A 17,095-nucleotide genomic window follows, 5' to 3' on the forward strand; every position below is an offset into this window, starting at 1 on the left:
CCATGGTTTGTTAAGCAAGCGGAAAGATTTCAATAAAGATTTTTTTATGAATGAGATATACTTTTCAAAAGATAATGGATTAGATGCTATAGTTTTATGTGAGCATTTTAATGCTAAGGATTTTTTAGTAATTTATGATTTCTTAGAAAAAAACTATACTTATGATGGAGATAGATATATTATCGATGGTATTTCAGTATTCCCAGCTATGGAAGTAAGTGTGAAAAACAAAGGTCATGTGATACTTTGTGGGGATAGAGAAAGCATAGTAAATATATATAAGTCCCTTGAAACTTTTAGGGAAAAAGAGAACTTAATTGATTTAGAGGAATTATTGGATTTAGCAGAAGTATTTAATTTACTAAAAATAGGTGCACATCCATGTAGAAGAGGACATAAATTATGTAAGCATCCTCATGAATTATTAAAAAGACTTGATGCATTAGATTTAAATGGAAAAGATATATTTAAAAAAGGTGAAGGAATTGCCAGAGATGAAGTTATTAATTTATCTCAAGAGTTAGGCTTAAATATAATAACTGGCAGTGATAGTCATACTCCAGTCCAACTTGGAGGAATATATACTAGTTTAAATAAAGAATGTAAAACAATTAAAGAACTTAAAGAGTGTATCAAAAATAATGATTATACTATTGAAATAAACTCCGCACTTAATTTTAAAATATTTTCTTCAAAGATATTAAAGAGATATTTATTAAAAGCTGATACTTATGATAAAAATACTGAATTTAAAATTTAAATAAAATTAATTTATAAGCTATCTTTTGATATATAATAAAAGATAGCTTTTTGTTATATATTTGCTTTATAATTTTTAAAGAGAGAAAATTATAAGATTACATAATTATATAATTATAGACTATATAAAATATGGCAAAGATAATTAATATAAATAATTAGATAAGGAAGAAGAAATCATGGAAAATATTGAAGAAACATTTAATGAAATTTTAGCTTGTGATATTCAGGAAGCTATGAAATATGCAAGTGATGGATTTAAAAAGAATGGGAATCCAGAATATTTAATATATACTGGACATTGTTATTTAGTTCAGGGGTGTTTTGAAGAGGCAATTGCAGCTATAGATTTAGCCTTTGAATTAGGATGTGATTATATTGTTTATGGATATAATGTAAAAGGTGAAGCTTTATTAGAACTAGGACTTTATGCTGAAAGTAGAAGATGCTTTGAAAGAGTCTTAAAAGAAGAGGAAGAACAATATTTAGCTAATACATTTTTAATAGAATTAGATATTAGAGAAAAGCTTTATGTAGATGCAATAAATAGATGTATTGATTACATGGAAAAATATGAATGTGATAATATACAAATTTCAAATTTTAAGTGTATAATTGGATGGACATATTTAATTGATTTAAATAATAGTGAATTAGGAAAAGAAGCATTAGTAGAATCAATCCAAGCAAATGATAAATGTGGTAGATCTTATACAGGGCTTGGGATTTATGAAGCAAATAATAAAAATTTTGAAAAAGCAATTATGTATTTTAATAAAGCTATAGAAATAAATAAGGATGATGGTGAAAATTATTTTGCATTAGCTATATGTTATAAAGAGTTGAAAAAATATGATTGTATTGAGGAGTATTTAATAAAAGCAAATACTTTAGAACCTGAGGATAATAGAGTTATTGAAGAATATGCTTATGAATTGTTAAGACAGGGTAGAAATAGTGAAGCAATTGAATACTTTAAGGAAATAATTGATGATAGTTTAGATAGTGAAGAAATTAAAAATTTAATTATTGATTTAGAGAAAAATGAAGAAAATAGAGAAATAGAATAGAATACATAAAAGGCAAATGATAAAATTTATAGATATCATTTGCCTAAATTATTATTTTTTATCGAAACTTCCACAGTTAGTTTCAGTATAAAGATTTGCTTCAGATCCATTTACTTGAATAGAAGAAAGGGTACAAAGACAATTTTCATTATGTTCACAACTACTTACTTTACAAACTAAACAATCGCAAGGACCTGAACTTTCTGAAGAGTTAGTAAGATCACTATAATGCTTTTTATCTAAAAAAGACCCACAACATGTATCGTTTTCAGTTGATGAAGCCATTCCGCCTATATCAACACGATTTGAAAAACAAACTCCTGAATTGTTATATGAACAATTACATACATCACAATTAATTTTTGCCATTTTTATATCTCCTTAAAAATAAATTATTAACTAAAATATCTGTCTAATAAGCCTTTAAATGCTCTTCCATGTCTTGCTTCATCCTTACACATTTCGTGGACTGAATCATGGATAGCATCTAAGTTATGTTGTTTTGCCAAAGTAGCAAGTTTCTTCTTTCCATCACATGCTCCAAATTCAGCTTCAACCCTTGCTTGTAAGTTAGCTTTACTGCTTGGAGAAACAACTTCACCTAACATTTCTGCAAATCTACTAGCATGATCAGCTTCTTCATAAGCAATTCTTTTGTATGCTTCTGCAACTTCTGGATAACCTTCACGATCTGCAGCACGTGACATTGCTAAATACATACCAACTTCGGTACATTCGCCGGTAAAATTGGCTCTTAATCCTTCGATGATTTCTTCATCAACATCTTCAGCTAAGCCAATTCTATGTTCATCAGCCCAAGCCATATCACCTTTCATTTCTTCGAATTTACTGGCAGGTGCTTTACATACTGGACAGACTTCTGGTGGAGTATCGCCTTCATGAACGTACCCGCATATTGTACAAATAAATTTTTTCAATTAAAAATACCTCCTTAATATCATATAAACAATAAACATCTATATTATTATTTCACGCATGAAATTTAATATTCATTTGAAAAATTTAGAATATTTAATTGACTTTTGATCTAAAAATATATAATATTGTAGGATATACTATATAGTAAGAGGAGAAAAAGATGGCAAAAGATAATAGCGGAATCGAAAATTTTCATTATAATAATGTAGAAAAAAAAGATAAGAATTTTATGTATAAAAACTTTAAAAGAAGTAATTGCTATAATTGCAATTTTTCAAATTCTAATTTTAATTTTGCAACTTTTAGAGGTGCTCATTTTAAAACTTGTAGTTTTATTAAGGGAAGTTTTGAGGGAACGGAATTTATTGGAACTAATTTAAAAAATAGTAAATTTAAAAATTCAAAATTCAAAAATGCCATTTTTGAGGGTGCAAATTTAGATGGTGCAGATTTTAAAGAAGCTATATTTGAGAATACAATATTTTTAGGATGTAAATTAGAGAAGGCTAGAAATTTTAATAAAGAATTAGAAGGTGTAAGAATTTTTGATGAAATGCCAGTAATGGAGTTAAGTGTAGAATTAAAAGCAGCTTTAGAAGATTTCATGGAAAATATATTTGTTAAAAACTCAAGAATATTTGATACTAAAGATGGTGGAATTAATACATTAACATTAATGATTTTGTTAGAAAACTTTAGCGAAAGTGAATTGATTCAAGGATTTGATAAAATAAAATCCAAAATAGATAGAGACTTTTATACAATAAGTTATATTATAAGAATGATAAAAAAAGAATTAGTATAAATGTATAATTTAAGATAAAATTCAAAAAGAAATATTATATCGATGGGAAAATTTTAAAATTTTCGTAGATATAATATTTCTTTTTTTATAATTAAAATAATAATTTTAATTACTTTAAAAATCAAAAAAATAGTTGGAAAACACCCATTAAAATTATTATTAGTGCAGATAATAATCCAGAATATTTACCAAAAATCTTAGAAAGGAAGCTGTTACCTATTTTAAAACCAATGATTAAAATTAAAACACTAAATATAAAAGTAAAGGCAGTTGTAAGTGGTATACTAATTCCAGACATACTTGCACCAATACCTAATGCAAAGTTATTTATACTTAAAGCTAATGCTAGAGAAACAGCCTCTTTTAATTCAATATTACCAGAACCATCTATGTCTGCTGTTTTGTTTTTAGTTAATATTTCATCATAATTTAAAGAATCTATTAAATCATTATTTATATCATCACTATCTGTTGTATCACTACTAAGGCTTTTTTGATCTTTATAATAATCTATTGTCATCCAAATTCCAACTGCAATTAAAAGTATTGCACCTATATAATTGCAAATATATCCGGGAATAAAGTTGCCTAATATAGCACCAAGAAGCATAGATAAAAATGTACCTAAAGTAACTATTAAAGCTATGATTATATTTATACTAAATTTGATTCTAATTTTTTTTATTCCATAAGCAATTCCAATAATTAAGCTGTCCAAACTTGCTGAAAATGCTAATAAAATAGAAGAGAATATAAACATATGTTGCTCCTTATTTCATAATTATATTAATTAGTATATTCAAAGATAAAAAGTTAGTTACTTAGACAAAAAAACTTTTAAAATCCGATAAATAGCATAGTATGTTTATATAAAAATACAATTATTTCCAGATATAATAACAAAAAATTAATAAATAATTAAAGAAATTTATAATTATTGTTTAAGATAACCAAATAATATATACTAAGATATGACATAAATTATGAATTGAAAAGGGGTGGCAAAGATGTCGGGATATATTCAGTTTAAAAATGTAAAAAAGAAGTATAAAATGGGAGAAGTAGAAATTGAAGCATTAAGTGGTGTTGATTTTTCTGTTAATAAAGGTGAATTTGTAGTTGTTGCAGGAGCCAGTGGAGCAGGAAAATCTACAATACTAAATATTTTAGGTGGTATGGATACGGTATCATCAGGACAAGTAATTGTTGATAATAATGAAATAAGTAAGTATTCGCAAAAGGAACTAATTACATATAGAAGATATGATATAGGATTTGTATTTCAATTTTATAATTTAGTTCAAAATTTAACAGCTCGTGAAAATGTAGAATTAGCAATCCAAATATCAAAAAATCCTTTAGATATTGATAAAGTATTAGATTCAGTAGGATTAGCTAATAGAAAAAATAATTTCCCATCTCAATTATCAGGTGGTGAGCAGCAAAGAGTTGCAATAGCAAGAGCTATAGCAAAAAATCCAAAACTTTTATTATGTGATGAGCCTACAGGAGCATTAGATTATAATACAGGTAAAGCTATTTTAAAATTGCTACAAGATACTTGTAGAAAAAAAGGGGTAACTGTTATTATAATTACACATAATTTAGCATTAACGCCTATGGGGGATAAGGTTATAGAAGTTAGGAATGGAAAAATACAAAAGGTAACCATAAATGAAAACCCAACTCCTGTTGAAAGGATTGAATGGTAATGATAAAAAATGCTTTATGGAAAGATATTTTTAGAGATATCAAAAAATCTAAAGGAAGATTTATTTCAATTGCATCTATAATTGCGTTGGGAGTAATGCTATTTACTGGTGTTAAAATTGCACCAATTGATATGAAAAGTACAGCTGATAAATATTATGATGATTATAATTTAATGGATTTAAAAATAATATCGACATTAGGTTTAAGTGATAATGATGTTAATGATATTAAAAATATAGAAGGTGTCTTAGGAGTTTATCCAAGTAAGACTATAGATGTATTGTCAAAGCATGGTTCAGAAGAAGTTGTAATAAGAATTCATAGTTTGCCAAGTGATAATTTAAATGATAGTAATGAAAATTACATTAATAGGCTTAATGTAGTAGAAGGAAGACTTCCTACAAATGAAAATGAATGTGTAATTGCAAATGAAAAATTTAAAAGTTTAAATATGAAAATTGGTGACAAGATAACACTTTTTTCTGGGGATAATACTGATATTAATGAGTCATTAGAAAATGATGAATATGAAATAGTAGGAATAGTAGAAACACCATATTACTTAAGTAATCAAATTGGAAGCAGTACAATAGGTAACGGGAATGTTAAAACTTATATGTATATAAATGAAAATAATTTTAAAAGTGATATTTATACAGAGGTTTATGCAACGGTTGATGGCGCAAGGAATATTAATTCTTATGAAAGTAAATATTTTGATATAATAGATAAAACAACTGCTTCAATAGAAGATATTTCATCTAAAATAAATAATAGAAGATATGCTGAAGTAATAGATTCTGCTAATGTAGAGCTAGATAATGGTAAAAAGGAATATGAAGATAAAAAATCAGAAGCATTACAACAAATTGATGATGCAAAGAAAGAAATAGAAAATTCTAAAAATACATTAGTTCAAGCTGAAAGTGAAATAAGTACTAAAGAACAACAATTAAAAGATTCTATAAAATTAGGAAAAGAAAAAATTAATGTTGCAGAAGAAGAGTTGAATCAAAAAGAAGAAGAGTATAATATTGGGTTAAGTACATTTAATGATGCAAAAAAAGTAGCTGAAGAAGGTTTTGTAAAAGCAGAGGAAAATATAAAAGAATCTGAAGAAAAATTAAATGAGTTAAAAAAACAAAAAGATAGTTTAGAACAAGCTTTAAGTAATGAAGAATTATCACAAGAAGAAAAAGAAAGAATTACTCAAGAAATAAATAGTATTAATTTTTTAGTACAACAAGGGATAGATAAATTAAGTGAAGGAAAAGCACAACTTGAAGAAAAAAAAGAGGAATTGGTAAAACAGGAAGAGAGCCTTAAATCTGTACAGATTCAGCTTGCAACAGGAAGAGAAGCAATAAATTCCTCTAAGAATTCTTTAATTGAAGCTCAAAATAGTGGAATAGCTCAATTAGAAGAAGCAAAAGCACAATTAATTGAAGGTAAAACAAAGATTCAAGAAGGTGAAAAGGAGCTTTTAGAAAAAGAAAAGTTGGCAAATGAAGAGCTAGCTAAAGCAGAAGAAGAGATTAAGAAAGCTGAAGAGGAAATTGCAAAAATTAAAAAGCCAGAATTATATGTATTAGATAGAAAATCTCATTATTCTTATGTGGATTTTGAAAATAATGCAAAGAGTATTGATAAATTATCCAATGTATTCCCAGTATTTTTCTTTATTGTTGCAGCCTTAGTTTGTTTAACAACAATGACTAGAATGGTTGATGAGCAACGAGTAAATATAGGTACTTTAAAGGCATTAGGATATAGCAAAGGTAGCATAGCTAAAAAATTTATAGTATATGCATTGTTAGCTAGTACAATTGGATGTATTATAGGTGTTGTATTAGGGTTTACAGTACTTCCACTTATAATAATAGATGCCTATAAAATATTATATATTTTACCTAATGTTAACTATGTTATTAATATTCCACTTGCAATTCTTGTTTTTGTAGCGGCTATAGGTCTTACTACATTTGCTACATATGCAGCTTGTAGAATTGAATTGATGGAAACACCTTCAGTACTTATGAGGCCAAAGGCACCTAAAGAAGGTAAAAGAATTTTATTAGAAAGAATACCGTTTATATGGAATAAACTTAATTTTATTGGAAAAGTTACTGTAAGAAATATTTTTAGGTATAAAAAGAGATTTTTAATGACTGTAATAGGAATAGCAGGAAGTACGGCATTGTTACTTACTGGTTTTGGTATTAAAGATTCTATTAAGGCTGTCGTTTCTAAACAATATGGGGAATTAACAAAATATGAAATGGCTTTGAATCTTGATAATAATATTAGTGATGAAGAGTTTAGTAGTATAAAAAATGAAATAAGTGAAGATGAAAATATAGAAGATTATTTATTTGTAACAAGTGAAAATAGTAAAGTTATAGCTAAGGATATGAGTAAAGATGTTTCACTTATTGTTTCAAATGATAATGATAAGTTTAATAATTTTGAATTATTGAGAAATAGAATAAGTGGGGATATTATTGAACTTACAGAAGAGAATGTTGTAATATCTGAAAAGCTTGCAAAGCTATTGAATGTTAAAGTTGGTGATGAAGTAGAAATTACTAATAATAATGATAAAAAAGGAAAAGTAAAAATTGGATCAATAGCTGAAAGATATGTAAATAATTATATTTATATAAGTGAAAAATATTATGAAGAAGTATTTAATGAAAATGCTAAAATTAATAGTATTCTATTAAAGTTAAATAAGGAAAGTTTAGTAAATGAAGTTTCAAATAAATTTATTACTATGGATGGAATATCTGGAACTGTAAATAATACAAGCGCTAAGCAAAATTTTGATGATACAATTAAATCACTAGATTTAGTAGTTATTGTAATGATCTTATGTGCAGGTTCATTATCCTTTATAGTGCTTTTCAATTTAACAAATGTTAATATTTCTGAACGTATAAGAGAAATAGCCACAATAAAAGTATTAGGATTTTATGATAAGGAAGTTTCGGCTTATATATATAGGGAAAATATATTGTTAACTATAATTGGTTTAATTGTTGGACTGGGATTAGGTGTTGTATTTCATAAATTTATTATAGTAACTGTAGAAATGGATTACGTTATGTTTGGAAGAAATATATCATTATTTAGTTTTATAATAGCATCAATATTAACTATGATATTTGCATTACTTGTAAATTTTGCAATGTATTATAAATTAAAAAATGTCCAAATGGTTGAATCATTAAAATCTGTAGATTAAAGCAAATTAGATGTGTAATTAGATTTTACACATCTAATTTAATTTTTTAGATAAATACCGTTTAATAGTCTAAATTCCTTTGGTGTTAAATTATATTTTCTCTTAAATAGTTTATTAAAATATGATAAGTTATCAAATCCTACTTCTAAAGATATATCCATAATTGCATTATTGGATGTAGTAAGTAAAATAGAAGCTTTTTCTAAGCGATAATTATTTATATATTGAATACAAGTTAAGCCTATATGTTTTTTAAAAAATCTCATAAAGTGATATTCACTATAATCACAAATATTTGCTAATGTGTTAATAGAAATATCTTCAGTATAATGTTCATTAATATAATTTAATACTGACTTAATTTTATCCATAGTATTAACAGTTAATAAGCTTTTATTGATTTGCTGTTCAATTAGATTATTTTTATAAAGAAGTGCAAAGAAATGAAATAAAAATGATTTTAATTCCAATTCATATGCAATATCCTTTTCGTAGTAGCAGTAAAGTATATTTTCTATTAAGTTAAATATAGTATTATAGCAAGGACTAGTTCCTTTTATAAAAGTAGGAAGTTCATGCTCATGATTTAAAATTGGTGATATATATTTAAGTAATGCACCGTCAGTAGTTGAACTTTTAAGCATGTCCATATTAAATACAAATGATATCCAAGTCATTGTATTATCTTTAATTAATGAAAAAGAGTGAAGTTTTTGAGGTCCCACAATTAAAATATCACCTTTATTAATTATAAATGAATCTAAATCAATTCTATAATTACAACTTCCATCTATAACTATAATAACTTCTATTTCTTCATGCCAATGAACAGCAATTGAAGGAAAAGTTGGACTTATAGTACCCTTATATATAGAAAATGGTAAAATAAAATTCCCATGAGTAGTATTTTCTTTTAATCTTGTAAAATCTAATTTATCCATATAATCTCCAGTATAGCAGTATTGTTTTATTTAGTGATAGTATACTGCAAGTATTTTATATTTCTAATTATTATAATAACATTATAATAGTAGTATTTAAATAGAATAATTCAATTGGTATAAAGGGGATAGAAGTACTATGTTAGGAAAAATATTAGGTTATGAAGTAAATGGAAATTTAATATTAGTAAATTATAAAGATATTCAATGTACTGTTACTATGGTTAATGAAAGAGTAGTAAACTTTTTTGCACCATTTTTTAGAAAAGAAAGAAATTCGAAAGCGGTAGAAAATTTAAAGTGTGAAAATATTGAGTTTAGTGTAGAAAAAAATGAAGGATGTTTAAATGTAAAAACTAAATTATTAGATATTAGAATTTACGATGATTTTAAAGTTGATATATTTAAATCAAATGGAGAAGCATTATGTAGAGACTTTAGGGGAGAAAGAAAACCTTTTAGAAGATTAGGAGCAAATTTTTCGTTAGCTGCTGAAGAAGGACATAAATTGGAAGGGCACGAAGAGTATAAAATATATGTATCAAAAGTAATGGAAAATGATATGTATTTTTATGGTTTAGGGGAAAGAACAGGATCATTAAATAAAAAAGGATATCATTATAGAAATTGGAATACGGATGATCCAACACCACATGGAGAAACATATGCCCAGTTATACAAATCTATACCATTTTTAATTACAATGAAGGATAAAGAAGCATGTGGTATTTTCTTTGATAATCATTTTGAAAGCCACTTTGATATGGGAAAGGAAAACTCAAATTATTACTATTTTGGAGCGAAGGATGGAAATTTAGATTATTACTTTATTTATGGACCAGAAGTTAGTAAGGTTGTAAACGAATATACTAATTTAACTGGCAAAACACCATTACCACAAGTTTGGACATTAGGGTATCAGCAATGCAGATGGTCTTACGCACCGGCAGAACGAGCTTTAGAAATTGCGAAAACTTTTAGGAAAAAGAATATACCGTGTGACACAATTTATTTAGATATTGATTATATGGATGGTTTTAGAGTGTTTACATGGGATAATAAAAAGTTTGAAAATCCTAAAGATTTTACAAATCAATTAAAGGAAATGGGATTTAAAGTTGTAACAATAATTGATCCAGGGGTAAAAGTAGATAAAGGATATAAGGTTTATGATGAAGGTATAAAAAATGGATATTTTGCAACAGATAAAGATGGAATAGTATATAAAAATGTTGTGTGGCCAGGAGATTCTGTTTTTCCAGATTTTATGAATTCAAATGTTAGAAAGTGGTGGGCAAATAATCAAAAAATAATGATTGATGCAGGGGTTGCAGGAATTTGGAATGATATGAATGAACCAGCTAGTTTTAATGGACCATTACCTGATGATATAATTTTTGATAATGATGGTACAATAGTTACTCATAAGGAAATTCATAATGTTTATGGACATATGATGGATAAGGCAACATATGATGGAATTAAAGAATTTACAGGTAAAAGACCTTTTGTAGTAACTAGGGCATGCTATGCTGGTACACAGAAATATGCTACAGTTTGGACTGGTGATAATCAAAGTACATGGGAACATTTAAGAATGTCTTTACCAATGCTAATGAATCTTGGGCTTAGTGGTATGGCTTTTTGTGGTACTGATGTTGGTGGATTTGGACATGATTGTACAGCTGAGCTTTTAAGTAGATGGGTTCAAGTTGGTGCATTTACACCATTGTTCAGGAATCATTCTACTATTGGTAGTAGAGAGCAGGAACCATGGGCATTTGGTAATGAGACAGAAGAAATTAATAGAAAATATATTAAATTAAGATATAAGTTTCTTCCTTATTTATATGATATGATGCACAAATGTGAAGAAAATGGAGCTCCAATTATAAGACCGTTATTATATGATTATCAAAATGATAAAAAGACATATGAAATTAATGATGAATTCTTATTTGGTGATAATATATTAGTTTCGCCAGTGGTTGAACAAGGATCAAGGCAAAAATTAGTTTATCTTCCAGAGGGAAATAATTGGATTGATTATTGGACAGGAACAGAATTTGAGGGTGGGCAATATATTATTAAAGAAGCACCTTTAGATATTTGTCCTATTTATATTAAAGCAATGTCAATTATACCAACTAGCAAAGATGTAAATTATATAGGTGAAAAAGATAATGAGTGTTTAAATTTAAATATTTATTTATCTAATAAAAAGGGTATTGGAAATTATAATAATTTCCTTGATGATGGGGAAAGCTTTGATTATAAAGAAGGAAAATTTAATAAATATGAATTTAACTTTGAGTTAGGAGAAGCATTAAATATAGAAATGAAAGAAAAAATAGGATATGAAAAAGTCTATAAGGAAATTGAAATTATAGTTCATAATTTTGATTGTAGTAAAAAAGTATTCTTTAATGGAAATGAAGTTGAATTAATAGATAATAAATTAAAAATTAAATTATAAATTAGTTAATCTTACAATGCTTTATAGCATTTTGTAATTTTATAAATTTCCACCTTAAATTTATGAAGCACTAGGTTTTTATAAAACTGGTGCTTTTTTATGTTTAAAAGAAACTAATAATATTTATGTAAAAAAATTATACCTTGCATGACTTATAATAATAAATATAAAATTTAGAAGTTTATTTATTAGTAAGAATAGTGTTAACTGTAATGATAAGATATGTTATAATAATTTATTACTTTAAGATAATGAGGTGAAAATATGAACTTAAGAAAGCTATTAGATGCAGTATTGGCTTTAGGATCTAATATTAGTATTAAAGAAGGTAAAGAAATTCATAAGTTAAAATTAGTAACAGGCATGACAAGTAAAAGCATTGATGGTGTTTATCATATATATTCAAAAGTGAAAGAAGAGGATGACTCTAAAAGCTATAGTTGTCATATAAAATATAATTTAAAAAATGAAAAAGTTAATGGTGCAACTTGTACATGTAGTACTTATGAGGAATTTTCAAAACATAAAAATAATTATGTTTGTAAACATATAATAGCAAGCATATTTTCATTTTATATAATTGCTAAAAATAAAATAAAAAAAAGTAATAGAAGTAACAATACAATACAAAATAAAATAAATAGATCAGATAATTATAAAAAAGAAATAAAATTAGATTTAGATATAAAAAGTATTAAAGAAAAAAATATATTTATGTTTGATGTTCAATTTAGAATTGGTGAAGGTAGTACTTATTTGGTGACCAAATTAAATGAGTTTTTTCAGGCTATGGAAAATAAAAGTCCTTTAAGGATTAATGGAGAATTTTTATTTAATCCTTACAATATGTATTTTTCTGAAAGTGATAAGGAGCTTTTATCATTTGCAATTGATAGATTTAAAGAAAATGATGAAGTTAAAATAATTGAAGGTAAATATTTAAGATTAAAAAGTAATGAAATTAGAGACTTCCTATCGTTAGTTAGTAGTGATAAAAAAGTAAAATTTAATTATGATTATATTAACTATGAAACTTTTGTGTATAAAGAAAATTTACCATTATCATTTACTTTGAAACTAGAAAATGATAGTGTTAATCTTACTACTAAAAAGAAACTACCTATACCTTTGAGTAATAAATTTGATGTTTTTCTTTACGATAGAAAAATATATTTACCAAGTATTAGTGTTGCAAACTCTTATTTTGGATTTTGGAAGGAACTTAAAAGACAAGGAAAGATAGAATATTCTAAAGAAAGTAATGAGTTAATAAAGGTAATAAAAGTTTTAAGTGAAATTAGTAGCGATGTTATATTATCAGAAGGAATAAAGAGAATCTGTAGAAGATTTTGGAAGCCTAAGCTAAGTTTTTCTACAGAAAATAAATTAGTTAAGTGTAAAGCAATAATAAACTATTTTGGTAAGAATATAAATATTTTAGAAAATGATAGTATTGAGTTTTTTAGAGATTTGACCTTGGAAGATGAAATTGATAGAAGACTTGAAAGATTAAGATTTATAAAGAAAAATAAAGACTATATTTTTATTGGAAATGATGATGAATATTATGAATTTTTAACTGCAGGAATAAATGAGCTTGCTTTAATTTCTAAAGTAACTTTCAATAAAAGTTTTGAAAAATCTAATTTACTAAACTCAAAAAATATAGAAGCTATAATTGAAGATGAAGAGGACAACTTATACTTTAAATTTAATATAGAGGATATTGATTTTAGTGAATATAAAGACATTTTAGAAGCTTTAAAAGATGGAAGGAAGTATTATAAAAGTAAAAAAAGTAGACTAATTAATTTAAAAGATATTGGTATGAAGAATTTTCTAAATATGCTTGATAATTTATCTTATAGAAAAGACTTAAGTCAAGGAATATTAGAAGTAGATAAAAATAAAGCTTTATTTTTAGAAAATAGCATTGAAGGAAATAATTTATCCTTTATTAGAGGCAATAAGATAGTGAAAGATATTGCAGATAAATTATCTAATCGTAATGAAACGGAAATAAGTCAAGTGAAAGGATTTAATGGACAATTAAGAAACTATCAGTTAGTTGGAGTAAATTATTTAAAGGCTTTAAGTAATTTAGGGTTTGGTGGAATTTTAGCTGATGAAATGGGATTAGGTAAAACAATACAAATTATTTCATTTCTCTTAGAAGAGAAGAATTTAAAAGAGGATAATAAAAAAAGCCTTATAGTTGCACCTACATCACTTTTATATAATTGGAAGGCTGAATTTGAAAAATTTGCGCCACAGATAAAAGTAGGAATAGTACATGGAAATAAAAATGTTAGAGAAAAAATATTAATGAACATAAATGAGTTTGATGTATTGATTACAACTTATGGAACGATTAAAAATGATATAGATTTTTATGAAAATGAAGTTTTTGATTATTGCATAATAGATGAAGCACAAAATATAAAAAATCCTAAAGCGCAAAATACCAAGGTTATTAAAGAAATAAATGCAAAAGTTAAATTTGCTTTAACAGGAACTCCTATTGAAAATACTATTGTTGAATTATGGTCAATTTTTGATTTTATAATGCCAGGATATTTATTTGATGAAAGTTCTTTTAAAGAAAAATTTATGCATAGAGATGAAGATGAACTAGAAGAATTAAAAATTCTTATTAATCCATTTATATTGAGAAGATTGAAAAGAGACGTTATTTCTGAATTACCAGAAAAAATTGAAAAAAAATATTATGTTCAAATGACATCTGATCAAAGACTTGCTTATAAAAATTATATGAAAGACGTTAAGCTAAGTATTAAAAATGGCGAAGAGGATAAGGTTACTATTTTTTCTTACTTAACAAGATTAAGACAGATATGTCTTGATCCATCATTAGTAGATGAAAATTATAACGGTAAAAATGGGAAAATTAATACGGCTATAGATATAATTGAGGATATAATTGAAAGTAAATATAAAATATTAGTTTTTTCGCAATTTACATCAGTATTAAAAAAACTAAGAAAAGAATTAATAGAAAGAGGAATTGAAAGTAAATATCTTGATGGAACAACAGTTGCAAAGGAAAGAATAAGCTTAGTTAATGAATTTAATGAAAGTAAAGAGGCACAGGTATTTTTAATTTCATTAAAGGCAGGAGGAACAGGATTAAATTTAACATCTGCAAAATTTGTAATGCACATGGATCCATGGTGGAATCCTGCAATTGAAGACCAAGCTACTGATAGAGCTCATAGGATAGGGCAAAAAAATATAGTTGAAGTTATTAAGTTAATTGCAAAAGATACCATAGAAGAAAATATTATAAAGTTACAGGAAGATAAGAGAGAAATAATTAATAGTGTTATAAGTGATGATAGCTTAAATATAAATAATATTTCAAAGCTAACAAATGAAGAAATTTTAGACTTATTTAAATAAAGACTATAGTTTTATAACAAGAGTATATTATAAATTAATGAGTTATAAGTTATAGTTAAGCAGTAATATATTAATAAAATGTCCTTAATATTAATTCATAAATTGAGTTAATATTAAGGATATTTTTTTGTGCGGTAAAGAATATAAATAAAATTAAGTAAAATTTACTAGATTAAGGTTAAATATGATAATATTAATAATATAAAAAATAATATTGACTTTTAGGAGGAGAAAATGAAAAGTAATTTTAGTGTTAATAAGGAATTCTTATTAAAGACAGCAAAAGAAATATTAGAGTTCAATAGTCCTACAGGATTTTGTTTTGAAATCATGGATAAGATAGAGGCAATTATTAAACCTTTTGGATATAACTTTGAAAGAAATAATAAGGGTTGTGGAACAATTACTGTTGAAGGAAAAAACAATGAAAAAACAATAGGAATGTGCGCACATGTTGATACATTAGGTGCAATGGTTAGGTCAATAACACCAAGTGGAAATTTGAAGTTTACAATATTAGGTGGGCCTATTTTACCTACATTAGATAGTGAATATTGTACAATAAGGACTAGAGAAGGAAAACTTTATTCAGGTACATTTCTAAGTACTAGCCCAGCTGCTCATGTTTTTGAGGATAGTAAATCTAAACCAAGAGATGAAAAAAACATGGAAGTAAGAATTGATGAAATTGTAAATTGTAAAGAGGATGTTGAAAAATTAGGTATTGGAGTTGGAGATTTTATTTTTATTGATCCAAAGACTACAATAACAGAAAGTGGATTTATTAAATCAAGATTTATTGATGATAAAGGTAGTGTTGCAGCCATAATTGCATTATTAGAAATGATGCATAGAGAAAATTTAAAACCTAAAAATACAGTAAAAATTATAATTTCTACATATGAAGAGGTTGGTCATGGTTCAGCTTCTATTCCTTCTGATATTAGTGAAATGATAGCAGTGGATATGGGATGTATAGGGGATGATTTAAGTTGTACAGAATATGATGTGTCAATTTGTGCTAAAGATTCTAGTGGGCCATACGATTATAATATGACTACTGAATTAATTAATTTAGCAAAAGAAAATAATTTAAGTTATGCTGTAGATATATATCCAATGTATGGTTCAGATGTCAGTGCAGCATTAAGAGCTGGAAATGATATTAGAGGAGCCCTTATTGGACCAGGGGTCCATGCTTCTCATGGTATGGAAAGAACTCATGTAAACGCTCTTGAAAATACAATAAAACTATTAAGTGCATATTTGATATAATATTTTGAATAGAAATATGTTTAAAGCTCACTAAGATTTAAATGTCTTAGTGAGCTATTTTATATTTAAAATCCCAATTTAATTATATAGATATGAATTTTTTTTAGGTTTTATGAACAATAAAATTTCATTTTTAATATTTTGCTTCTAGGGATATTAGCTTCTTCAATTTGTTTTGTATTATGGAATAAAGTAATACTTCATATAGGAGCAGTTAAATCTAATAATTTTATATATTTAATTCCATTAATTACAATGATAACCTCAGCGATAATGTTAAAAGAAATAATAAAATCAATAGCAGGGATGGGGGGGGATACTGATTATTTTTGGAGTTTATGTTTCAGAGAATAAGAATAAAATTATTGGTAAAAAATGCAATTATAATAGAAAAATAATAACAATATAAAGAATAAATGTAAAAAGTTTGCAAAATATAAAATAGCTGATATA

General features: G+C 25.9%; 13 protein-coding genes. 9 read left to right on the forward strand and 4 right to left on the reverse strand.

Translation table 11 applies throughout. The features are described 5' to 3' along the window. The first annotated feature begins 46 nt into the window (after positions 1–46). Both ABUA17_RS11570 and ABUA17_RS11575 read left to right on the forward strand, forming a co-directional pair. The gene (locus tag ABUA17_RS11570) at positions 47–760 is read left to right on the forward strand and encodes a PHP domain-containing protein (protein ID WP_242833215.1); all 714 of its coding nucleotides are present in this window, start codon (positions 47–49) and stop codon (positions 758–760) included. A gap of 178 nt (positions 761–938) precedes the next feature. Continuing rightward, positions 939–1,829 (forward strand): tetratricopeptide repeat protein, encoded by an 891-nt coding sequence (locus ABUA17_RS11575; RefSeq protein ID WP_042393907.1) that lies wholly within the window; start codon positions 939–941, stop codon positions 1,827–1,829. A 51-nt stretch (positions 1,830–1,880) separates the two neighbouring features. Here ABUA17_RS11575 and ABUA17_RS11580 read toward each other — a convergent pair whose 3' ends face one another. Then, entirely contained in the window at positions 1,881–2,198 is a 318-nt protein-coding gene (locus ABUA17_RS11580) for a DUF1540 domain-containing protein (protein ID WP_055275133.1), read from the reverse strand. A gap of 26 nt (positions 2,199–2,224) precedes the next feature. Further along, on the reverse strand, positions 2,225–2,767 hold the full coding sequence (locus ABUA17_RS11585; protein ID WP_055275131.1) for an NADH peroxidase: 543 nt from the start codon (positions 2,765–2,767) through the stop codon (positions 2,225–2,227). Between the two features lie 161 nt (positions 2,768–2,928). Between ABUA17_RS11585 and ABUA17_RS11590 the strand changes: the two genes are divergently transcribed. Beyond that, on the forward strand, positions 2,929–3,573 hold the full coding sequence (locus ABUA17_RS11590) for a pentapeptide repeat-containing protein (RefSeq protein ID WP_042393914.1): 645 nt from the start codon (positions 2,929–2,931) through the stop codon (positions 3,571–3,573). A gap of 121 nt (positions 3,574–3,694) precedes the next feature. Here ABUA17_RS11590 and ytaF read toward each other — a convergent pair whose 3' ends face one another. Further along, positions 3,695–4,333, reverse strand: coding sequence for a sporulation membrane protein YtaF (ytaF, locus tag ABUA17_RS11595; protein WP_042393919.1), 639 nt, complete (start codon positions 4,331–4,333; stop codon positions 3,695–3,697). 247 nt (positions 4,334–4,580) lie between these two features. Between ytaF and ABUA17_RS11600 the strand changes: the two genes are divergently transcribed. Then, entirely contained in the window at positions 4,581–5,285 is a 705-nt protein-coding gene (locus ABUA17_RS11600; RefSeq protein ID WP_055291337.1) for an ABC transporter ATP-binding protein, read from the forward strand. Then, complete coding sequence (locus ABUA17_RS11605) at positions 5,285–8,530, forward strand: ABC transporter permease (protein ID WP_195951170.1); 3,246 nt, start codon at positions 5,285–5,287, stop codon at positions 8,528–8,530. The genes ABUA17_RS11600 and ABUA17_RS11605 overlap by 1 nt, the downstream gene beginning before the upstream one ends. Positions 8,531–8,568: 38 nt before the next feature. Here the strand turns inward: ABUA17_RS11605 and ABUA17_RS11610 are convergent, their stop codons facing one another. Then, on the reverse strand, positions 8,569–9,471 hold the full coding sequence (locus ABUA17_RS11610; protein ID WP_042393926.1) for an AraC family transcriptional regulator: 903 nt from the start codon (positions 9,469–9,471) through the stop codon (positions 8,569–8,571). Positions 9,472–9,610: 139 nt separating this feature from the next. On the opposite strand from ABUA17_RS11610, the gene ABUA17_RS11615 reads away from it, so the two are divergent. The 4 genes from ABUA17_RS11615 (at position 9,611) to ABUA17_RS11630 (ending at position 16,996) form a co-directional block, all read left to right on the forward strand. Next, entirely contained in the window at positions 9,611–11,947 is a 2,337-nt protein-coding gene (locus tag ABUA17_RS11615; RefSeq protein ID WP_316320593.1) for a glycoside hydrolase family 31 protein, read from the forward strand. A 264-nt stretch (positions 11,948–12,211) separates the two neighbouring features. After that, the gene (locus tag ABUA17_RS11620; protein WP_042393934.1) at positions 12,212–15,367 is read left to right on the forward strand and encodes a DEAD/DEAH box helicase; all 3,156 of its coding nucleotides are present in this window, start codon (positions 12,212–12,214) and stop codon (positions 15,365–15,367) included. 234 nt (positions 15,368–15,601) lie between these two features. Next, positions 15,602–16,642: a M42 family metallopeptidase gene (locus tag ABUA17_RS11625; RefSeq protein WP_042393937.1), complete on the forward strand. Its 1,041-nt coding sequence runs from the start codon at positions 15,602–15,604 to the stop codon at positions 16,640–16,642. 141 nt (positions 16,643–16,783) lie between these two features. Beyond that, positions 16,784–16,996, forward strand: a complete 213-nt coding sequence (locus tag ABUA17_RS11630; protein ID WP_172684753.1) for an EamA family transporter — start codon at positions 16,784–16,786, stop codon at positions 16,994–16,996. Positions 16,997–17,095 lie beyond the last annotated feature (99 nt).

It is taken from the genome of Clostridium sp. RTP31139st1_H3_RTP31139_211217 (genome assembly GCF_040227035.1).
GTDB classification, from domain to species: Bacteria; Bacillota; Clostridia; order Clostridiales; family Clostridiaceae; genus Clostridium; species Clostridium saudiense.